This is a genomic window from Shewanella waksmanii ATCC BAA-643 (assembly GCF_000518805.1).
Lineage (GTDB): Bacteria > Pseudomonadota > Gammaproteobacteria > Enterobacterales > Shewanellaceae > Shewanella > Shewanella waksmanii.
The window spans coordinates 17,140-39,291 of record NZ_JAEH01000040.1 but is presented as its reverse complement, the minus strand read 5'-3'; the positions used below and the strand labels follow the sequence as shown (position 1 = coordinate 39,291).

Below are 22,152 nucleotides of genomic sequence, written 5' to 3'. Positions count from 1 at the left end.
ATATACACATACTAGCTAGATAAAGGTAATGCGACATGGAAAAAACCTTGTTATTGATAATTTTAGGTGTGTTAGTTGTCGCATTAGTTTTGGTGTTTGCTCGGCTGCGTCAGCTACTTTTTCGCGGTAATCAACAGCTCTATCAATTGTCGCGTTACTCAAAGATAACGGCTTTAGGTTTAGTGATCTTCGTGGCCATTATTTTTACATTGGCCGAGATCGGTCTTTCTGAAGCAGACCGGCACGAGCGAGAGAAAAGTGGCGAGTCGCTTATTGGCATTGTTGATACGGCGGATGCGGCGGTTAAAGCTTGGGCTGAAGGCTGGGAAGATAGAGTCCTCAGTGTGGCTATCAACCCACTATTGCATGATCATGTTGAAGATATGATTAAGCTGCCAAAAGATAAAGAATCTTTGTTGCAAAGCTCTCATGTTGAGTGGGCGAGATCGGCTTATGCCCGCTATAGCGAGCCATTTGGCTCTCTTGGCTTTTCTATTATTACCCCAGATGGTGTCAATATCGCCTCGCTGCGAGACGAACCGCTCGGTGCACAGAGTATTGTTTACCGTTATTTTCCAAGTTTAGTTGCGCGCGCGTTTGCGGGGGAGGTGGTATTAACGCCGCCAATTCCGTCCGAAGTGCGTTTGCCTTCAGTTGATGGCATGGAGGAGGCAGGAACGCCCACCATGTTCGTTATCAGTCCGATTGAGATGCGCGGTGGCCACACTCCTGCGTTACTTATCTTGCGTATCAATCCATTTAAAGAGTTTGCACTATTGACCCGTCGCAGCCATGTGGGGGATACCGGTGATTCTTACTTTGTTAATGAGCAAGGCAAGATCCTATCTGAAAGTCGGTTTGCCAGTGAACTATATGAACTGGGTTTACTGGACGTAAATGAAACCAGTGTACTTAATTTAACCATATCTGAGCCTAGTCGAGAGTTGTCGGCGGCTAACCCAGAAGATCAGCAAACCTTAGGGCCGCTAACGAAAAGTGCGGCACAAGTTAGTCAGCATCAACGGGGTTATGATTTTGAAGGTTATATAGATTTTCGTGGTGTAGAAGTTATCGGTGCTTGGCGTTGGAGTGACCGCTACGGTTTCGGGATTATTGCCGAAATGTCGCTCAAAGAGGCCCGCAGTAATTACGATGACCTTAAAAAGATAGTGTATGGGGTCATTGTGGGCGTGATGGTGCTGATAGCGCTGATTCTATCAGCATCGCTATGGTTAGCACGACAAGTGCACAATCAGTTGATTGAGGTCAATAGCGAGCTGGAAAGCCGAGTAAAGTTGCGCACTACAGAGCTGCAAGAGCGTGAAGAAAGGTTGTGGGATTTATATGAGAATTCACCTGTGGCCTACGCTTCTGTTGAGCCCAATGGACAGATCGCTAAACACAACTTGGCTTTTGCGAGTTTGGTGGGTAAAGATCGCAATGAATTTAGCGGGCTGACACTCTCTGATGTATTCACTTTTAGTCAAGAAAATCATCAACGAATTGAACAACGTCAACAGCTGATTGCCCGTATCATGCGGGGTGAGCCTTGTACTGATGTGCGAGTTGAAATTGAACAGCCCAGTGGCGAAGTGGTTGTTGCATCGCTTAATGTGGTGACTAAAACCGATGAGTCAGACAAGGTTGAGGAGCACCGTATTTCGCTGCTAGATGTAACCCAAAGAGAGAAAGTTCGCCAGCAGTTAAAGAATAATCAAGATCAGTTCGAGTCGATGGCTAATAATATTCAAGGGGCGGTGTTTCGCTTTTTACTCAAAGAGAATTGGCGTAACTCGAAAATGCTATATGCCAGCTCCACCATTGAAAGTATTACCGGTTATGCCAAAGAAGATTTCTTGTGCAGTCCACCTAAAGCTCGCTTGCTAGAAATTGTCGATGAACGCTATGTTGCTGAACTGTCGAGAGAGATGGAGAAAGGGCAACAACAAGGTATCCCATTTTCACTCGATATGGGATTTTATAATGCCAAAGGCGAATTTAGGTACGGTCAGCTTAAGGCACAATTTTCTAGGTCGACTGATGGTGGACCCGATTATATCGATGGCAGCTTGTTCGATATTACCGAGCAAAAACAGGCTGAGTTGCGCTTACATGAATCAGAAGAGCGCTTAGAAGTTGCCTCTACCAGCGCGCAACTTGGTATGTGGGATACATTCCCACAAGAAGATAAAACCGTCATTAATCATATTTATGCACAAATGTTAGGTTATGATATGACTGACTTGTGTGTCAGTGATGCGAAATGGTCAGAGCTTAAAGCGTCGGATAAAACCTGGTTATCGCTAATTCACCCTGATGACTTAGAACAGCATATCCAAGCGATGGAAGAGCATATTGAGCAGCGCTCAGCAATCTATCGGCATGAACTGCGCTTAAAACATAAAGCGGGTCATTATGAGTGGATTCTTAACGTCGGCCAAGTATTTGAAAGGGATGAGTTTAATCGACCACTGCGGATCAGTGGTATTCACGTCAATATTGATGCATCTAAACAGTTAGAGCAAGAGTTAGAGCAAGCAAGATTAAAGGCCGATAGTGCCAATAAGGCAAAAAGCGAGTTCTTGGCCAATATGAGTCATGAAATCCGCACACCAATGAACGCCATTATTGGTATGTCTCACCTCGCGTTAGATACTGAGCTTGATCCTAAGCAGCGTAATTACATTACCAAGGTCAACCGCTCAGCCGAATCACTGCTGGGGATCATCAACGACATCCTTGATTTTTCTAAAATTGAAGCGGGTAAGCTCGATGTTGAACACATTGTGTTTAAGCTCGAAGATGTGCTCGAAGGTGTCTCTAACTTAGTCGGTTTTAAAGCGGAAGATAAAGGCCTAGAGCTGCTATTTGATATTGAAGCCAATACCCCCAGCTTATTGATTGGCGATCCATTAAGGCTTGGCCAAGTCCTCACCAATTTAGTTAATAATGCCATCAAGTTTACCGAGCAAGGCGAAGTGGTGATTCAGGTCAGTGCCACTAGTGTGAGTAGTGACAATGCGACGTTAGCTTTTTCTGTGACTGACACAGGCATTGGTATGAATGCCGAGCAAAGTAGTCGTCTATTTAAGGCATTTTCGCAAGCTGATAGCTCTGTTACCCGTAAACATGGCGGTACCGGACTTGGACTGGTGATCTGTAAGAATTTGGTAGAGTTGATGGGAGGCGAAATCGCCTTTAGTAGCGAATTTGGCAAAGGTAGCCGCTTCTACTTTGATTTAACCTTTGCTGCGGTCGATAAAGCCGAGGTAAACAAAGAGCCGGCAATGCAACGATTGCCAATCAATATTGATGAAGTCAAGGTGCTCATTGTTGATGACAACAGCAGTGCACGGCAGATATTTGCCAACATGTTAGAGAGCTTTAGCATCAATTATCAGGTGGCGAAAAGTGGCCATGAGGCATTGCAACTTGCCGCTGAGCAAGACTTTGATGTCACGCTACTGGATTGGAAAATGCCGGTGTTTGACGGCATTGAAACCTTAATGGCCCTGCGTGAGCAAGGCTATGATAATGAAGTCATCATGGTGACAGCCTTTGGTAAAGAGGAGCTTGTTGTTGCCGCGAAAGATATGCAGGTGAGTCAGATTTTGACCAAGCCAGTCACCTCATCAAATTTGCTCAATAGCATTATGCAAGCATTAGGCGCGGAAGTGAGCAGTCAATCTCGTCGGGCGGATAAGAAAGAGATCACCGAACGAGCGATTGTGTCATTAGCCGGCAGTCAGATATTGGTAGTCGAAGATAACGACCTCAATCAAGAATTAATTCAGGATTTACTCGAAAAACATGCCATTAAAGTCACCATTGCAGAGCATGGCGAGCAGGCATTAGCGTGGCTTGATAAGCAGCAGTTTGACGGCGTGCTAATGGATTGCCAAATGCCAGTGATGGATGGGTACACCGCTACTGCAGCAATTAGAAAGCAGCCTCAATTTGCCGATTTACCCATATTAGCGATGACGGCCAATGCGATGGCTGGCGATCGCGAAAAAGCCATTAGTTCGGGTATGAACGATCACATCGCTAAGCCAATTAACGTTGATAACATGTTTGTGGCCATGGCCAAGTGGATTACGCCTGCTAACCCAGCCAGCGTTGAAGGGGCCGGGCCAACTCGGCCTGCAATGCAGTTGCCAGCGTTTGACTTTACTCATATCGATCACCAAGCTGGGTTTGCTCGTACCGGTCACGATGTCTGGTTGTATCTAAAAATAATGGCCCGATTTAATACGACCACCGAAATTTTTGAACAGCAGTATGTCGACGCGATTGGTAAAAAAGATGCTACAACCTGTGAGAGAGTTGCTCATACCTTAAAAGGGATTGCTGGCAACATCGGTGCACAAAATTTAGCTGATTTGGCTGCTAAACTTGAAGCTGAGGCGCCGTCATTGGGTGATGAGAATTTGCCACAGGTGTTGGCTGAGTTATTGCTGGTACAACAAGAAATCGCCACTTTTCTTGAGCTTAGCGTGCAACAAAACGAGCAGCCCACGATGAGTGTTTCCAGTGATGAAAGTCAAGCCATGTTAGCTAAGTTGTTGTCTATGCTAGAGAACTACGATGCAGAAATTAATGACTATATTTTAACTGACTTAGCGTTTTTAGGGCAAGGAGCGACTGCACAGTTATTTAAACAGCTTTGCAGTGCGACAGATGACTATGAGTATGATCAAGCAATAGAGATAGTCGCCCAGTTGCAAGCGGCCATTGATAAACAATAAGGGGAAAGCGTATATGGACAAAGCTTTAGAGAGAGAGACCATTTTAGTGGTTGATGACACCCCTGAAAATATTGATGTCATGGTGGGAATATTAAAGCAGGATTACCATGTTAAAGCGGCAAAAAACGGTGAGATAGCCTTAAAAATTGCCCGTCTAGCCAGCCCGCCAGATTTGATCTTATTGGATGTCATGATGCCTGGTATTGATGGTTACGAGGTATGTAGACAGCTAAAAGCTGATCCGCTGACAAAGCACATTCCGATTATTTTTGTGACAGCCAAAATAGCCCAAGAAGATGAGCTGCACGGATTGTCATTAGGTGCAGTTGACTACATTACTAAACCTATCAGCCCACCTATTGTTAAGTCTAGGGTCAGTACGCATTTGGCGCTTTACAATCAAAACCGCGAGTTAGATAGAAAAGTTCGCGAAGCGACAGCTGATTTGGCTAACAATCAAAAAAAGGTGATTCAGAGACTAGGCCGAGCTGCTGAATACAAAGACAATGAAACCGGCTTGCATGTTATTCGAATGAGCCATTATACCTATTTGCTAGCGCTGGCTGTCGGCATGGATGAAACCGATGCCAGATTGCTAAAAGCCGCAGCCCCTATGCATGATGTGGGCAAAATAGGCATTCCGGATGCGATATTACAAAAGCCCGGCAAACTTGATAACGATGAGTGGCAAGTGATGAAAACCCATGCTGCGATTGGTGCGGAGATTCTCGGCGATGATCAGTCTGAATTGCTGCGGGTTGCTAAGGTTGTGGCGTTAACTCATCACGAGAAATGGGATGGCTCTGGGTACCCTAACGGTTTGGCGGGTAACGACATTCCTTTAGAGGGCCGTATTGTAGCGGTCGCCGATGTATTTGACGCCCTAACCAGTAACCGCCCCTACAAGCGAGCCTGGAGTGTTGAAGAAGCGGTAGAGTTAATAAAAACTGAAGCTGGTGGCCATTTTGACCCTCAACTAGCAGAGGCGTTTGTCAATCAATGCTTACCACAAGTGGTCGAAGTGATGGAGCGATGGCGAGATGAGTAGTACGGCTTCTTTGGCCATTAATCAAGATTAATGATCACCTTAGCTTTAATGCTATTGGCAATAAAACAATGTTGATGTGCTAATTGATGGGCTTTTTCCAACTGGTCACTTGTTGGAGAGCTAGCTGCAAAGCTAATTTTAGGGGCTAAAGTGATCTCGCTAATATACTGCAAACCGTGAGCATTGCGACTAAGTATCGCTTGGGCATAGTCTTGGTATGCAGTAACATGCCAGCGCTTTTTCTCTGCAATGGTCAGCAAGCTCAACATATGGCAACTGCTGACTGCAGCAAGTAATAACTCCTCTGGGTTAGCTTTATCTGCATCGCCATTAAAAGCGGCTGCACTCGAACACTCAAGTATCTGACCTGATTGCAAACTAATCTGATGTTGCCGTGACCATGCCAGTGGTGTGGCTAAGTTAGTGTGTTGGCGATTAGCCCAAGTTAATTTTGATGAGAACAACATAGCGGGCCTTTGGCGCAAAAGGGCTAGCCTAGCATTGTAGCTTACAAATTCAAATAGGCTTGTGGGGACGCCAAAGTCCAATATTTGGCTGGTTGCTAAAGTGATTGCTTACTATTTTGGGGGTGGGATAGTGATGCGAGCCAGTATGGACTGGCTCTTGGTGTACTCTATTGTGTGGGGGAAATGTGTCAACTACTCTTCATACCACTGCTGGGCGTTGTCGCTAGCGGTCGCGTATGCTTGCATCGCAGCGAGGTTTTGTTGTTGAACTTGCTGATTGACCACTGCCGAGCGGGCATCATCATTATTGTTTAGATAGTAAGCCGTGGGCGCTGAAATACCGTTGCCATTGCCAGTTGCAATTCCGGTTAAATCTGAGGCTACTTGGTACTGCATCTGGGCCTTTTTGTAGTCGACATACGCATCAACTTTATCACCATTGTTAGGTAATGCGGGCAGTGTGCCTGGTAAACTTGACCGATCATTGCGGCTCAATGCCATAGCTTGCGCAGAGATTGTTACGGTATCAGCATGCGCCGCTGTATTGCTGCGATTACTAGTATTGGCGCTGTTAGCTGCTGGGGTTACCGCGGGTTGCGAATAGACCTGATTGACACTTTGTACACTTTGATTGACCTGCATAATTAACTCCCCCAAGTTTTTGATGGTGGAATAATAAACTAATTAAGCTGAATGTTATCTGAACAAGCACACAAATGTGATTTATGAACTATTCTTGATCCGTTGTTAGTTGTTCAGATTTTGATTAGTTAAACAAAAAATCATGCAAATTCGATTGTCAGCACGCTTTTTTAGGTGCACAGTAGAGTTAAGCACATTGATACAAATGTCATAAATTCACTAAATGCAGGGAGTTATTGGGTAAGACATAAAAAAGTGTTTAATAGGCCTTGAGATTGCAGTTGAGCGTCCCCAGTTCTATTAGTGAAGTAATTCTTAAAAGGAAAACCTATGAAAATAAATCTTTCTGGTCACCACGTTGATATTACCGATTCAATCAAAGAACATGTGAACGAAAAGTTTTCCAAAATCGAGACACATTTCCCAACCTTGATTTCGCTCGACATCATTATCTCGAAAGAGCACGGCGAGTTTCAGGTTGAAATCAGTACCAAATATGAAGGAAGCCGAATAGCCGCCTCTGGTGGTAATAGTGTGATGTATCCCGCTATTGCATCAGCAGCCAAAAAACTCGATGCAGCATTAAAGCATCGCAAAGGTCAGCTTAAATCAGACCTACATGAAAAGCCGGTAAGCACTACGCCTGAAATTGCCCATGAAATTGTGCAAGAGATGAAGCTGGTCTAGCCTGCTAATTAACACTCCCAAGCGGGAGTAAGACAAAAAAACCACTTTTTAAAGTGGTTTTTTTGTGGCTGAAATAGCAGTTATTAGTGAGCAAATTGTTGTTTGAGCCACTGGTGAAAGGCCTTTAATTCTGGTTTGTGCCAATGTGCAGGTGGCGCCACCAGATAATATTGAAATTGGGTATCAAGTTGTGCATTTCCTATGCGTACAAGTTTACCATCAGTCATTGCAGTGCCTAGCAAGTGATGCCAACCAAGTACAATTCCTTGTTGGTGCTCAGCGGCAGTCAGCGCCAGCGAGACTTGACTAAACCACTGCTGATTTTGGTTGCTAGCTCTTTCTATGTTGAACTGACTAAACCAAGCTGGCCAACTGACACCTCCCGGCGCATCTTCTATACCAGCGCGATATCCCAGTAATGTGTGATTGTGCAGTAATGCGTGGCTAGCCTCTTGGTTTTTTATGTGCTGATGGCTGAGTAGTGCAGGATGACACACGGGATAGACTGACTCCTTTGCAAGCCACTCACTGTGCAAATTGGCATAGTCGCCACTGCCGAAGTGAATATGGGCGTCGCATTGGGTGGTATTGAAATCGACTATTTTATCTAGGGCAATAACTTCTATCTCGATGTCGGGATACTGGGCTTGAAAGTGACTGAGCTTAGGGATCAAAAAACGTTGGCAAAACGAGGGGATTGCCGCTATCACTAAGCGGGTTCTTTGGCTAGCAAATTGACTTTGATGGACGCCATGTTGAATGTTTTGTATGCCCATGGTGGCAAATTTTTGCAGATTTTCACCGGCAACTGTAAGTGTGACACCATGGGATTTTCGATTAAATAAACTCACATCTAATTGTTGCTCCAGTAGTTTAATCTGGTGGCTAACGGCACTGGGAGTAATATTGAGTAGGCTTGCAGCGCGACTAAAGCTCAGCTCTTGGGCAACAACAGTAAAGGTCTGAATAGCGGCGAGTGAGTAGTGAGTAGACATGATGTGAGTTTTACTTAATAGCTGGTGAAATAATATTGCTTTATTAATGGCTAAGCTTCAAGGGATAATTCGATAACAAATCGAGTTAAAGTAGAGGGTTAATAGAATATGGCGAGTTACAATGCACGAGTTCAATGGCAACACAGTGATGAGGATGATTTTACAAAAGGTCGCTACAGTCGAGCCCATACGTGGAGCTTCGATGGTGGCGCTGAACTCGCAGCATCGTCATCGCCACATATTGTGCCTTTACCCTTTTCTGATGAAAATGCGGTTGATCCTGAAGAAGCATTTGTTGCCTCATTATCCAGTTGCCATATGCTATTTTTGCTGCACTTTGCCGCAAAGGCGGGTTACATCGTGCAGTCCTATGAGGATAATGCTTGCGGAAAAATGGCGTAGGATGAGCAAGGGAAACTGGCCATGACTGAAGTAGTGTTATACCAATCAGTATAAGAATTTGATCAACTCAGCGCGCTTTTGGCAAACTAATTCAAGGCGAATAACTGAAACAATGGTTGCTCCCTTGCGAGGTTATTCAACGCAGAAATAGGTAGCCAAAAACGCGCCAGAATGGCGAATTTTAGCGGTTCTGATGCTGTGTTAACGAGTTTAACCGTAGAACAACTATGCTCTTCACTCGTTGCCTTGCCTCAGTACCGCTAAACTCTCGCTGAGTGACTAAATGTTTATACTGATTGGTATTAAATCCTAAAGTGGTATTTAGCAATAACAATGGCGCAGACAAACCCAGTGAAGAGCAGTTAGCACATTTACATCATTTAGCCCATGAGCAGTGCTTTATCGCCAATTCGGTAAAAACCAACATCATTACTAATATCGTCAACCCGTAAGTGACTGAGCAAACACAGAGGCATAAACATGTTAATGATTAAACCCAACTGTGAATGCTGTGAAGTGCAGCTTAGCCCGGACTCTACCGATGCGATGATCTGCAGTTACGAGTGCACTTTTTGTCGTCGCTGCGTTGCTGAGCAATTACAAAATGTGTGTCCTAATTGTGGCGGTGGCTTTACGCCTAGGCCTATTCGGCCTAAGCAGGCTTACCGTGACGGGGTGAGTCTACTGCATCAGCCTGCTAGCGATACTAAAGTTGTGAGTCGTTACACTGTGGTTGAAATGGGGGAATTCGCTGCAACAATTGCCGCCATCAGTCCTGAACACCGTTAATACGTGTGCAGTGCTCACATCAGCTGAGCATTGCATCAGCGCAGCTTAGTCCTTGAAATCATCGAGGTAGTTCTTCGGTGGCGGAGTCCAGCCTCGCTCGACTTTAGCTTGTTCATCTACGTTTTCACTTTTCATCGCTTTAGCTATAGCGTTTTCCAGCTCAATAAACAGTTCTCTAAAGTGAATACTGTACTTACTGTCTTCAGTATTATTGCGCCAAAGATCAAATAAAGAGTCTTTGTAGCTAAGCTCCAATCGTCTTAAGGTGGTCTTTTTCTGCTCTGCCTTATAAGGATGAACGCCCATTGATATTAGCGCTTCTTTGCCTAACTCCAGAGCTGAATGGTAGGTTTCACTGACAATAAAATCCGCCCCTGCATGTTTAAGTTCAAAGTGATGCCCTCGGTCGAATGCGCGAGCGAAAATTTTCACTTTAGGGTAGGTATGCTTCACATATTTTGTCAGTTCAATTGCGGCTTCTTTATTATCAATGGCAATGACTAACATGGCCGCCTTGCTGATACCTGCGGTATGCAACAGATCTGGCTGGGTAGCATCCCCATAGTAACTTTGTACATTGATTTTCTTCAAGTTATCAACTTGAGATACTTGGCTGTCGAGTACCACGGTTTCGATTTTGTTAGCGCGGAGAAAACGATTGACCATCTGACCGAAACGACCCACTCCCGCGATAATCACGCTGCCTTGGTGGGTGATCTCATCGGCCTCTCTTTGGTTTTCAGTTTGCTCAAATTTAGGCAAAATCACTTTGTCGAAAAAGATAAACAGAGCTGGAGTCAAGAACATCGATAACGCCACCACCAGTAAGAGTATTTTGGCAATATCACCGGGAAGAATGTTGTTTTGCACGGTAAAGCTTAGTAGTACAAAGCCGAACTCCCCCGCCTGAGCAAGACTTAAGGTAAACAACCAGCGATCGCTATTTTTTATTTTGAAGATGAGTGCCAGCACGTACAACACCAACGCTTTGATAAACATGACTGCAAGTGTCAGAGCGATAACCACCAATAAATTCTCACCAAGAATGGCAAAATCAATACCGGCACCTACGGTTATAAAGAACAATCCCAGCAATAATCCTTTAAAGGGCTCGATATTTGATTCAAGTTCATGCCTGAACTCACTGTTGGCTAACACCACCCCGGCTAGGAATGCGCCGAGCGCTGGAGAGAGACCCACCAAGCTCATTAGCGCCGCGATGCCGATGACTAACATCAGTGACGTCGCAACAAAAATTTCTCGCAGCCCTGAGCTTGCAACATAGCGAAATAATGGCCGGCTGAGGTAATGGCCGCCAACACCGACAAAACCTATAGCGAGCAGAAGCACACCAGCGTAAGCCCATCCCGGTAGCCCTGCGACTAATGATAACTCTTCGTGATGTTCAGCTGCTTGCGCGGTCGCATGTTGAGCTTGCGCGACGAGTTCGGGTAGTGCCAACAATGGCAATAAAGCCAACATCGGAATGACGGCAATATCTTGAGACAGCAATACCGAAAATGCGTTATTGCCGCCTTCAGTTTTAGTGAGGTTTTTTTCATTGAAGGTTTGCAGCACAATTGCCGTAGACGATAGTGCGAATATCAGGCCGATGGTTAGCGCCACGGTCCAGCCGAGGTCAAAAAATAGTCCGCCTGCAGTAATGATTGCCGTGGTTAAGCCAATTTGAAGGCCACCTAGACCCATCAAGCGATTGCGCATTTCCCACAGTTTTTTGGGCTCTAATTCTAACCCGACTAAAAATAACATCATGACCACACCAAACTCAGCAAAGTGTTGCAGGCTATTGGTGTTCTCACTGCCAACAATCGGACCTATAACTACCCCAGCCACCAAATAACCCAGCACAGAGCCTAAACCAAAACGCTTGGCTAGCGGGACTGCAATTACCGCTGCGCATAGGTAGATAAATGCATCAATAAAATAGCCTGTCATAGTGTAATCCTCACTCGCCAGTTAATGGGGTATGGGCACTAGTCAGTGCATGGTTGAGCAGCGGTAAAGTGGCAGCATGCTGGATATCTAATCGCTGCTCAGCACAGGCTGTAAGCAGAGAAATAAATTGGTCTACATGTTCGGTTATCCGCCCCTGTTCGGCAGCATTGCGACTGCTAAATAGCGCAAAAGGAGGCAGGTACTTCATATGAGTTAAATTGGCGGTTTGCTCAATAGGGTGAAGCAACTCTCTTAAGGTAAAGTGATTATAGCCATCTTGCTGATAAGCGGCTTCAGCACCACCTGCGGTTGTGACACAGAAAAACACTTTGTCCGTTAACGCAGTGCCATTGGCTCCATAGGCAAAACCATATTCAAGCACCAAGTCTTGCCATTGTTTGAGAATAGCGGGGGTTGAATACCAAAATAGTGGAAACATAAAAATGATGACATCATGGTCTAACAAACGTTGCTGCTCGACTTCAATATCGATATCAAAAGTGGGGTATTCACGGTAAAGGTCTATAGCGGTGACATCTTGATGGCGCAGACTGGCATTAAACAGGGGTTTATTGACTTCAGAGCGCTCAAGTGAAGGGTGTGCAAATAAAATCAGTATTTTATTTCTCACTACAGACATGACATTTCCTTGTTTGGTCGATACTAATTCCAATTTAGCATAGTGCATTTTGAAGTAAACCGTCATGACAATGCCAACCTAGAATAGGCGGGAATATCTTTGCTATTACTCCTTAAGTCGCAAATATGGAAGCGGGTGTTGACCATGCCAATGGGCCATTAAGTGTGATAGGTTTGAACACTAGATGGGTGATAGGTTGGGAAAGGGTCACGTTTGAAAACTCAAGACATTAAGCTGTTTATTCAGGTCGTAGACAGTGGCAGCATAGTGAAAGCTGCTGGGTTACTGGATTTACCTAAGTCTAATGTGAGCCGCAGAATACAAGCACTGGAGCATTTTTTAGGGGCTAAGCTATTTGTTCGTCAGCCTCGCGCCTTGCAGCTTACCGAGCAAGGGCAAGTGTTTTACGATAACGCTATCTCAATGTTGCAACAGTTTGACGATACCATCAATGCGATTAAGTTTCCCAAACAACAAGTCAGTGGTCATTTAAAGGTGCAATTAGCGGCCAGTGCTCACAGCCATGCTATTAATGATCTTGTTTACCGTTTTATGGCGAGTCATCCGCAGGTTACCGTTGAGATACTAAGTAGTAACGATACGACAAGCATCATTGCTAAGCATGTTGATGTTGGTTTTCATTATGGTGAAAGCTTACCTGATAGTGAGATGATTGCGCGTAAACTAAAAACTGCACAATTATCCTTGTATGCCAGTAGTGAATTTTTAGCTAAACACAATCTACCGAGTCATATAGAGCAGCTAGCTGAACTGCCTTATATTCAAGCAAGAATGCCCGGTGGAGAATTACTGCGTATGCCGCTGACAAGCAAATTCAAACCGCAGAATATGCGTACCGTGTTCACCAGTAATGATGTGGGTGCGATACTTAATGCGGCAATTGCTGGGGTCGGTATCGTCGCTCTGCCTGTCCATATTGGTGATGCGATGGTCAAGCTGGGAAGTCTAAAATGTGTTTATGCTTCAACGCCAGTATATGAAGTACACAGCTGGTTGTTGTACCGATCCAATCAGTTCATGCCATTGTTGCAACGTCGTTTTATCGATTTTATTGTGGCCGAGTTTGCCAACATGGATCTCGCTCAGGCTGCGCAAACTGGCGTGAGTAAAATGGTCAATAGTGAATAAAATAATAACAACGTACCCCTTGTTGGCTAATGAAGTGAATTTTACCTTGTCAGCGGAAACCACCTGCCTTGGGGTTATGTCACCGTATTTTTAGGTCATGACTTTAGAACATGGTTCCAGCTTATAGGTTTAAGTTGTGTGTCTATATTAATAGGGGTTCCGAATTTCAGAACCTTTGGTTCTATTGGTTGCTGTTTATGTTTTAAATGATGACACTATAATGGTGATTAAATAATCAAAGCAATGAACTATCGCGGTTTAGCGAGCAAGCCTCACTTGTTCTGCTAATGATGATTGCAAAACAGCTATATTATTTAAAGGAATCTTTATGACTCAATCTCATCTAGCAACATCGATTATCGGTAAGCTTGGCTTAACCATGATGCTTTTACTTGGCGCGTCATTATCTCAGACCGTCAGTGCGAATGAGCAGTTCGTGTTTCCAGAGCAAGGTCAATCTGCAGAGCAACAACAACTCGATGAATCAAGCTGTGATGCTTGGGCGATAGAACAAAGCCACTATGATCCTGCTAACCCTCAGGTTGCAGTAACACCAGCGACTACAGACGTTGATCAAGGTGCAGAGCGAGGCTCAGGTATGCGCGGTGCCATGGCGGGAGCGGCGACCGGTGCGGTGGTTGCAGAGTTTGGAGATGATGATCGCAGTGATGCGGCACAGAATGGTGCTTGGGTTGGCGCAGTCGCCGCAAGACGCCAAAGTCGCCGTGCAAACCAGCAACAAGCAAAGCAACAAGTGGCGGCGGAACAGCAGGCGGTTCAGGCTGCTGAGCAAAGCAATGCCGAAGGACAACAAGATTTTCTGCGTGCTCGTGCAGCTTGTTTAGAAGCTAAAGGCTATAGCGTTAAGTAATGACACAGCCAATAGAAGTTTTTAGGTTCGGTGTCGGCTAGCTGACTGGCAGGTGTCCGACCTTGACAAAAATAATGGTATCTTGTTGTACGAAAGGCTGATGCTGGCTCAAGTGTGGACTTCGAAGCCAGCTCATCGCGTTGTAACTACCGTATTCATCCTCAAAACAGCCACTCAATACTAATATCTCTTCGCCACCAAAGTGCTTGTGTGATAAAAACCGCTCACCAGCGGGCCACTTAACCAGTGCCGTGTGTTGACCTGCATAATCGTGTAATGGCATCACTTGTAATCCGCCTTGTCCCGGTTGCCAAAGCGTAGTCTGTGTGTCAATTCTCACACTGGCGCTATCCTGTTTATCAAATTGGTTTAGTTTGACAAACAAAGTGCATCCTTGCTCACTAAAAGGCGCATGAGCACTGCCAGGCGGGTTGCGAATGTAGCTGCCAGGCCCATAATTACCGTGCTCATCACTAAAGGTGCCCGATAGCACCAGAATTTCCTCTCCCATAGGGTGCAAGTGACGCTTAAAGCGAGCGCCAGGCAGATAACGTACAATGCTTGTTGCATGCCCTGATTCCTGCTGCTGCCTTGCTAATGGTTTACGTTCAACGCCCTGCATTGGGCTTGGCAGCCATGGTTGCTGCTCGGTATCAATATGGACGGTTTGGCTGAAATCTAAATTGAGGTTTTCCATAGGGCTTTGCGCTCCGGCTATCTTTTTTTATTTGAGTAGGCGAAAGACTGATTATTGCTGAAATTGGGATGTTGTCGTTGGTGTTCTCAATTTGCTCAGCTATTTTTTAATGCAATGGGTAATAAGGTCGCCAAACTGTATGTTTGTTATTTACTCATTGTATCGCAATAGGATGCCCAACATAATTAAAAAGGAGGTGGATGATGCTGTTTATTACCAGCCGCACACCAAAACAATCAGCTAAATCAAAGCGTAATCGAAAAATCAGTTTCAACTATGACAATACCGCTGCGGCACAATATTTGTATTTTTGTGAACGACGCGGTGAAGATGATTATGTCGAGATTAAAAGCCCTGAACTATTTAAAAGATTAAAAGCGTTACCAGCAGAGACTCAGCTGCTGTTCTATATTCATGGATTTAACAATAATATGGAGCCGGACATTTTCAATAATGCCGCTAAATTGCAACAGCTGATGGACAATGAAAGGCCCGGACTAGTGCACGTTATCCCGCTTATCTGGCCATGTGATGACGATAGTGCAGTCGCATTTGCTGACGACTATTGGGATGATCAAGATGCTGCAGATGCCAGCGGTCCAGCTTTTGCGCGATTATTAGGTAAATTTGATAGTTGGCGCCGAGCTGAGGCGCAGCAAGCAGAGCCTTGCCTTAAGCGAATCAATGTGTTGGCACACTCAATGGGTAACCGGGTGCTTAAAAATGCGCTAAACGACTGGTCGGAAAAGCATGCTGCGGGCAATATGCCGCAGTTGTTCCGTAACACTTTTATGGTTGCAGCGGATGTCAAAAATGAGATTTTAGAGCAAGATCAGCCCGGCAGGCATATCGTCGATAGTAGCAGAAATGTGGTGGTGTATTTTGCCAATGATGATTTATCAATGCCGGCGTCGAAACTTGCCAATATCCGTAACAAAACCCTTTCACGGCGGATGGGGATGACAGGGCCTGAGAAGCTATCTCGGTTACCTAATAAAGTCTACGAAGTTGACTGTGATGACTTTAACAATAAATTGGACTTAAAAGGCCATAGTTATTTTTTGACCGATAAGTCGGGCAATACGGTCAGCCCAATCATCAAGCACATGGCGGATGCCATCGATGGTGGCCGAGTCAAACCTGATAATCGCAGTATTGTGCTGCACTTACCCTAAGCTTGGAACCATCCAATGTTTTAGATTGCTTGTTTTAGGCCATGTGTCGGTACGCTTTTATCAAGGTGATAAACGTAGCGGACACATGGCCTAACTGTATTGTTGGTTGATGCTCAAGCGGTAACGGGGCCTAGATAACGGCCGCGCTAGTTGGTTTTTACCGGGGTTAATCCTTGTTCGCGAGACTCGATAGCTTTTTCAAGATCAAAGCCACTGCCACGCCAAGTCTTAGCTTCTTCTGCATTAAAAGATTGGCCTTTCCATGCGGTAGCATCTTCTAAGCTAAAACCGGCTTTAGTCCAAATTTCGGAAAGCTCTGGTGTAAATCCACCACCGCGCCAAGCCTGGGCTTTGGCAGCATCAAATCCTATCTCTTTCCAATCAACAATCTCGCGCTCAGACATTCCTTTCCAATTGGCGGGTGATGAAGCACACGCGGCAAGCATGAGGGCAACAAGTGCAACGCTGATCTTTTTCATATATGCATCCTTAATATTATCGAAAGTATTAACCGTTCGCTCAGTACGGCAGCGCATTCATAATTATCATTAGCTGACATTATTATGATACAGCTGCTTCTTTACACTAAGAAAACAACTGCCTACATTGAAGATAGTTGCTTAAATATCAACCGACAAGTTATTGATACCCAGTTATTGATATGTCGTTATTGTGCTTTTTGCTGGTGGCTGAGGGTACATGGTGTGAAATCGCTGACATTGTGCGGATTAAATGCGGTATTGCGGTATATCAAGTTGTGGCAATTGCCACGGTAAGCGGGGCAAGATTACTCGGATGTCGATACAAAAAAGGCAACCCGAAGGCTGCCTTTCATTTTATTTTTAAGTGTTAAGCGATTTTTAAATCGGCTTTGACGACAATAGGGTTCAGGTCAAAGTCAAATTCATCGACTCGAATTGCACGCAGTCGTTTGCTGTTGTAATCCATCAGTTGCTTAAACTCATCTTGGTTGATGATTTTGGCAGCTAAGGCGTTTTCTAATGTCACCGCAAAATGTGCACCGCCTTTAAAGTCACCTCGGCGAAGCGATTTTTTCACTTTAGCCAGCAAAGGTAAGCAGGCAAGTTTGGCGTGGTAAGCCTGCTCATTGATGTCATTACCATCCCCAGCCACAGGCTGTACTAAGTGGGTTAGATGACGTTTAAATTGAGTGTCTAGCTGAGCTTGCTCGGCAAGCTCGCGTACCAAGTCATCGTTGATCTTTGGCATTTTGTGAGAAAAACTCATCGTTAGCGTGCGCATCAGTTTGCGCGGCGCAGACGCTGGGAAGTTATCTAAGAATGCCATTAAGGCATTCTCTGCCTGGGTCAATGACCAACGTGTTGCATAATGGAAGTAGGGTGCGGCTTCAACGCGCTCTTCAGCACTGAGTTTCGTCTCATAGTAGCGAATGGATGCCATGGCGGCGTATAGATAGCTCATCACATCGCCCAAACGCGCAGATAGCATCTCGGCTTGCTTTAGCTTGCCACCAAGCACTAATAGTGAAAAGTCAGCACATACCGCAAGTTTCGCCGCAAGTTTATGGACATTTTTCTCATAGCTGACCACTTCAGGTAGCTTTGAGTTTGCTGAAGCGGTAAATGGCAGTACTCCTAGACGCAGTGCGCGCAAGCTATTGTTGACACTGTAGCCAACAGTTTTTCGTAAAATTCCATTAAATACTTTATCGGCATTGTCATGGTTGCTATGGATCGCTTCTACCATGTTTTGCAGGTAAGGGTGGCAACGCATCACACCTTGTCCAAAAATCATCAGATTTCGAGTAAGGATATTCGCGCCCTCAACGGTAATGGCGATAGGTTGCGCAACATAGCCCGATGCTAAGGTATTTTGTGGGCCGCGCTGAATTGCTTTACCTGCTTGGATATCCATTGCGGAGTTAAGAATATCGCGACCGAGCTCAGTCATATGATATTTGGCAATTGCGGTAACCACAGAGGGTTTTAATCCGATACCCAGACCTTCAGTTGTCAGGACCCGCATCGACTCTTGCAAGTAAGTTTTACCGGCAATGTCGGCGAGCTTTTCCTGAATGCCTTCGAACTTACCGATAGATAGGCCAAACTGTTCACGCACAGCCGCGTACTCAGTCGATGACTTAAATGAGCATTGACTCACTGAAACGCCTAAGGCCGGCAATGAAATACCACGTCCTGCGCCTAGGCAAGCAACTAACATTGCCCAACCTCGGCCGATGTTTTTCTGGCCGCCAATAATAAAGTCCATTGGGATGAAGACATCTTGGCCGCGAGTGGTACCGTTGTAGAAATTCACGCCCATTGGGTCGTGACGGTTGCCCAGCTCAACACCTGGGTGCGAGCGTGGGATCAGTGCGCAAGTAATGCCTAAATCATGTTGCTGACCCAGCAGCCCTTGAGGGTCTTGTACTTTAAATGCTAAGCCGAGTACCGTAGCGATGGGGGCGAGCGTGATATAGCGTTTATCCCAAGTTATTGATAAACCGAGTACTTGTTCACCCTGATATTCGCCCATAGTGACCGTGCCAATATCCGGGATGCCGCCGGCATCGGAACCTGCTTCAGGGCTGGTCAATGCAAAGCAAGGGATGTCGGTTCCTTCAGCAAGGCGAGGTAACCAGAATTGCTGCTGGTCACTGGTGCCGTAGTGCATCAGTAGCTCACCAGGGCCTAACGAGTTAGGGACCATGACGGTGACCGCAACGGCAGAACTTTTCGCCGCAATAGTGGCAACGATGGTTGAATTTGCATAGGGGCTAAATTCTAGGCCGCCAAACGATTTGGGAATGATCAGGGAAAAGAATTTGTTGGCCTTCAAAAAGTCGAGAATATTGTCGGGTAAGTGCTTGCTGCTTTGAATGGCGAAATCGTCAATCATTTCCAGCAGTGTTGTCACAGGTCCCGCTAAAAAAGCAGACTCTTCAGCGCTCAGTTTGGCATTCGGGATAGCACGTAGTGCATCGAAGTCAGGAATACCTTGATAAATTGAGCCTTCTAGCCATACATCTCCCGCATCAAGGGCTTCTTGTTCGGTTGTTGAAATGCTTGGCATTATCTTTTTAAGTTGGGTTCTTATACTCATTTTATTCTCATCCGACCAGAAATAATAATCACATTACGTCATAAAATGAGAACTAGATCAATAACACTAAACAACCTTTTTAAACGGTTGTTTGAATTTGTGGCGGCAATAAGATTAATAAAGGTAATTTTTTCATTAGCTTACACGTGTACGCTCAGTGAGATACTTTTTAAATTATTTTTAGCTAGCAGCAAGATATGTGGCAATTGTCGCGACATGGTTAGCAGGAGCGGGTTCATTTTGATTAAGCTGATGAACAGCAATTGTGTGTTAAATCTGGTGAATAAAGCGTGATACATCTTAATACATTTGTTGTCCAAATAAATGCTTGAGCGTTTGCTAATGTTGTTGGTTTTTCGCTTATTTACCCGTCGTTAACAAAGGTGCTGAAAAGCCGGTAAATTTACTCTGTAACGATTGAAGAATGGGATCGTGATCGCTTCGTTAATTTTTGTTCATGGTAGACTCCTGCGCCTCCATAGATGAGATTAATTCCTATTAAGGTTTAATTAAGGATTGCGATTAATGAAGCAGCTTTCGATCAAAGCGATCAGTGCCGCAGTGGCAGCTGTTTTAGCGCCACAAGCCATGGCTGAAGAAGAAGTAACAACAAACTCAAATTTTCACGAAGTGATTGTCGTTTCTGGCTCTCGTATGGAGCAGACACTCGATCAGGTTGCCGGTTCTGTGGTCGTTATTGACGAAGAAGCGATTGCTCGCAATATGTCGACTGATTTTTCAACCTTGTTTAGAACCGAAGCTGCCGTTGATGTCAAAGGTGGTGCGGGTAAACCTAGTTCGGTCACTATTCGTGGTATCGGTGGCAACCGCGTCATGATGGTTAAAGATGGTGTGAGGGTTAATAACCAATATGCCTCACCACTCGGCCCAGGTGCTGAAGGTACCGGCCGTGGTTTAACTGAAATTGAAGGCCTAAAGCAGGTTGAAGTACTTAAAGCTGCAGCTTCAACTATGTATGGATCAGATGCCCTTGGTGGTGTTTTGGTTATGACTTCAAAAGATGCCGATGATTACCTACAGGGCAGTGACTACTATTTCTCTGCAAACGCGGGTTACACCGGTATGAACGATGAATATAGTGGTGGTTTTACTAGTGCATTTGCCGCGGGTAACTTTGACAATCTAGTGAGCTATCAGCGCCGCTACGGCGAAGAGCAGCAAAACTATTATGAGACGCTGCCCCTGAGCGACTTAATCACCGATAGTTTCCTAGTTAAGAGCAAGTACCATTTTAACGATGACACTAATTTGCAGCTTACCGTTGACTACCTTAACCAGCAGCTAGACCGCTGGGAAGATAGTCAAGATAACACTCAGTCAGTTGACTACGACCGTCAAACTCAGGTGTTAAATACTTCATTGCGCCTGCGCTCATCTAAAGACCGTGGTATCCACGATAATGTCGATTTCGTGCTGTACTATGGTAAGACTGATCAAAGTGAGCAGCGTGATTACTACAATGGCAGCCAAGGTTACGAGCGTGATATTTATGAGCACCGTGACTATCAATTTGATGAGTATCGTATCGGCTTTGCCAGCACATTCAGCAAATCCCTGTCACTGACAGGCCATGATCATAATATGGTTTATGGTTTAGATGTTGAGCAATCAGAAATGAGCCGTCCACGTGACTATCAAGTTATTGATGGCAATGGTAATTGGAATCCGTCTGATACCGATACTTTCTCTTTTGCTGATACCAAAAGTCTGCGTGTCGGGGCCTACTTTCAAGATGACATGACGTTCTATGATGGCAAGCTAAATGCCATTCTTGGTTTACGTTACGATTATTTCAAGAATACTCCTGATCAGCAGCAAGCTGCAGATGCCGGACGTGATCCTGAAGACTTTGCCGAGATGAGTGATGGTTTTTGGTCGCCAAAACTGGGCCTAGTTTACCATGTGACTGATAACGTTAACGTATACGCGCAATACGCATACGGTTACAAGATGCCGACCCCAGATCAAAAGTGGGGCGAGCTAGAAGTTAAAGATGGCAAAATGCCATTTCCTGTAAAGATTTTAGCCAACTATGACCTAGAGTCTGAGTCTAGCCACACCATCGAAGTTGGTGTGCGCGGTCACCATGGTGATACCCAGTATGAACTGACGACTTTCTACACCCAAGCTAATGACTACATTGATTGGGAGTTTGTAGGTTGTGGCGGACCACTAGGTTGTCTTGCGCCTGCTTCGTTAGAGTATCGCTATATTAACTATGACAAAGTGACCTTATACGGTGCGGAAGCATCGTTCAGCCAATGGTTAAATGATGATATTCAACTCTGGGGTAACATAGCTTACACCCATGGTGAAGATGAAAACGGTGATTACCTCAATAGTGTGAGCCCATTAAAAGGTAATGTTGGCCTGAACTACTATGCATACCTTGCCAACAAAGAAACCGACTTTGGCTTAACCGTGCGTTTTGCAGACAAGATGGACAGAACCACTGATCTGAACATTTTCCCGGTTGGAGAAGCGTTTAATGAGGTATTTAATACCGCCGGTTACGCGGTATTTGATCTAACTGCGAGTGTGACTTTATCTGATAATTGGACCGTGCGTGCTGGTGTTTACAACCTGTTTGACACTGAGTATGTGGAGTATGCCGATGTGGCCGGTCAGTCAAAGTATTTGATGTCTAATCTGGGTGTGACCGAAGAGACCTACAGCCAGCCAGGGCGCTACTTCAACTTAAAAGTTAACTACCAATTCTAAGTATCCACCTATCATTTCGTATCCGGTGAAACCCAGTTTCATCGGGTATGAGTAAGGAAT

Annotated in this window: 18 protein-coding genes; 10 read left to right on the top strand and 8 right to left on the bottom strand. The window is 45.1% G+C overall.

From position 1 onward, the window contains the following. Window positions 1-35 precede the first annotated feature (35 nt). Window positions 36-4,748, top strand: a complete 4,713-nt coding sequence (locus L865_RS24610) for a response regulator (protein ID WP_051484639.1) — start codon at window positions 36-38, stop codon at window positions 4,746-4,748. A gap of 13 nt (window positions 4,749-4,761) precedes the next feature. After that, window positions 4,762-5,796 carry an HD-GYP domain-containing protein gene (locus tag L865_RS0114950; RefSeq protein WP_028773971.1) on the top strand — a complete coding sequence of 345 codons (1,035 nt, stop codon included), beginning with the start codon at window positions 4,762-4,764 and terminating at the stop codon, window positions 5,794-5,796. A gap of 17 nt (window positions 5,797-5,813) precedes the next feature. Here the strand turns inward: L865_RS0114950 and L865_RS0114945 are convergent, their stop codons facing one another. Together L865_RS0114945 and L865_RS0114940 are read right to left on the bottom strand one after the other, a co-directional pair. Next, a complete protein-coding gene (locus L865_RS0114945) occupies window positions 5,814-6,263 on the bottom strand; it encodes an OsmC family protein (RefSeq protein ID WP_028773970.1) in 450 nt (149 codons plus the stop codon). A 192-nt stretch (window positions 6,264-6,455) separates the two neighbouring features. After that, entirely contained in the window at window positions 6,456-6,905 is a 450-nt protein-coding gene (locus L865_RS0114940) for a hypothetical protein (protein ID WP_028773969.1), read from the bottom strand. Between the two features lie 330 nt (window positions 6,906-7,235). Here L865_RS0114940 and hpf point away from each other — a divergent pair, with 330 nt between their 5' ends. Then, a complete protein-coding gene (gene hpf / locus L865_RS0114935; protein WP_028773968.1) occupies window positions 7,236-7,592 on the top strand; it encodes a ribosome hibernation-promoting factor, HPF/YfiA family in 357 nt (118 codons plus the stop codon). Window positions 7,593-7,675: 83 nt separating this feature from the next. Here hpf and L865_RS0114930 read toward each other — a convergent pair whose 3' ends face one another. After that, entirely contained in the window at window positions 7,676-8,587 is a 912-nt protein-coding gene (locus tag L865_RS0114930; RefSeq protein ID WP_028773967.1) for a LysR substrate-binding domain-containing protein, read from the bottom strand. A gap of 108 nt (window positions 8,588-8,695) precedes the next feature. On the opposite strand from L865_RS0114930, the gene L865_RS23945 reads away from it, so the two are divergent. From L865_RS23945 to L865_RS0114915, 3 genes are all read left to right on the top strand, one after another. Continuing rightward, a complete protein-coding gene (locus L865_RS23945; protein WP_051484638.1) occupies window positions 8,696-8,989 on the top strand; it encodes an OsmC family protein in 294 nt (97 codons plus the stop codon). Window positions 8,990-9,285: 296 nt separating this feature from the next. Beyond that, window positions 9,286-9,441 (top strand): hypothetical protein, encoded by a 156-nt coding sequence (locus tag L865_RS25570; RefSeq protein ID WP_157577597.1) that lies wholly within the window; start codon window positions 9,286-9,288, stop codon window positions 9,439-9,441. A 28-nt stretch (window positions 9,442-9,469) separates the two neighbouring features. Next, window positions 9,470-9,778 (top strand): DUF1272 domain-containing protein, encoded by a 309-nt coding sequence (locus L865_RS0114915; RefSeq protein ID WP_028773966.1) that lies wholly within the window; start codon window positions 9,470-9,472, stop codon window positions 9,776-9,778. 45 nt (window positions 9,779-9,823) lie between these two features. Here the strand turns inward: L865_RS0114915 and L865_RS0114910 are convergent, their stop codons facing one another. Both L865_RS0114910 and L865_RS0114905 read right to left on the bottom strand, forming a co-directional pair. After that, window positions 9,824-11,734 carry a monovalent cation:proton antiporter-2 (CPA2) family protein gene (locus L865_RS0114910; protein ID WP_028773965.1) on the bottom strand — a complete coding sequence of 637 codons (1,911 nt, stop codon included), beginning with the start codon at window positions 11,732-11,734 and terminating at the stop codon, window positions 9,824-9,826. A 10-nt stretch (window positions 11,735-11,744) separates the two neighbouring features. Then, window positions 11,745-12,374 carry an NAD(P)H-dependent oxidoreductase gene (locus L865_RS0114905; protein ID WP_028773964.1) on the bottom strand — a complete coding sequence of 210 codons (630 nt, stop codon included), beginning with the start codon at window positions 12,372-12,374 and terminating at the stop codon, window positions 11,745-11,747. A gap of 213 nt (window positions 12,375-12,587) precedes the next feature. On the opposite strand from L865_RS0114905, the gene L865_RS0114900 reads away from it, so the two are divergent. Both L865_RS0114900 and L865_RS0114895 read left to right on the top strand, forming a co-directional pair. After that, the gene (locus tag L865_RS0114900) at window positions 12,588-13,523 is read left to right on the top strand and encodes a LysR family transcriptional regulator (RefSeq protein WP_028773963.1); all 936 of its coding nucleotides are present in this window, start codon (window positions 12,588-12,590) and stop codon (window positions 13,521-13,523) included. A gap of 328 nt (window positions 13,524-13,851) precedes the next feature. Continuing rightward, window positions 13,852-14,394: a hypothetical protein gene (locus L865_RS0114895; protein ID WP_028773962.1), complete on the top strand. Its 543-nt coding sequence runs from the start codon at window positions 13,852-13,854 to the stop codon at window positions 14,392-14,394. 37 nt (window positions 14,395-14,431) lie between these two features. Here the strand turns inward: L865_RS0114895 and L865_RS0114890 are convergent, their stop codons facing one another. Further along, the gene (locus L865_RS0114890) at window positions 14,432-15,091 is read right to left on the bottom strand and encodes a cupin domain-containing protein (protein ID WP_028773961.1); all 660 of its coding nucleotides are present in this window, start codon (window positions 15,089-15,091) and stop codon (window positions 14,432-14,434) included. 200 nt (window positions 15,092-15,291) lie between these two features. Between L865_RS0114890 and L865_RS0114885 the strand changes: the two genes are divergently transcribed. Further along, on the top strand, window positions 15,292-16,266 hold the full coding sequence (locus tag L865_RS0114885; protein ID WP_211237704.1) for an alpha/beta hydrolase: 975 nt from the start codon (window positions 15,292-15,294) through the stop codon (window positions 16,264-16,266). Between the two features lie 146 nt (window positions 16,267-16,412). On the opposite strand, the gene L865_RS0114880 is transcribed toward L865_RS0114885, so the two are convergent. Together L865_RS0114880 and L865_RS0114875 are read right to left on the bottom strand one after the other, a co-directional pair. Then, a complete protein-coding gene (locus L865_RS0114880) occupies window positions 16,413-16,745 on the bottom strand; it encodes a hypothetical protein (RefSeq protein ID WP_028773959.1) in 333 nt (110 codons plus the stop codon). 370 nt (window positions 16,746-17,115) lie between these two features. Then, entirely contained in the window at window positions 17,116-19,350 is a 2,235-nt protein-coding gene (locus L865_RS0114875; RefSeq protein ID WP_028773958.1) for an acyl-CoA dehydrogenase, read from the bottom strand. A 525-nt stretch (window positions 19,351-19,875) separates the two neighbouring features. Between L865_RS0114875 and L865_RS0114870 the strand changes: the two genes are divergently transcribed. After that, window positions 19,876-22,092, top strand: coding sequence for a TonB-dependent hemoglobin/transferrin/lactoferrin family receptor (locus L865_RS0114870; RefSeq protein WP_028773957.1), 2,217 nt, complete (start codon window positions 19,876-19,878; stop codon window positions 22,090-22,092). Window positions 22,093-22,152 lie beyond the last annotated feature (60 nt).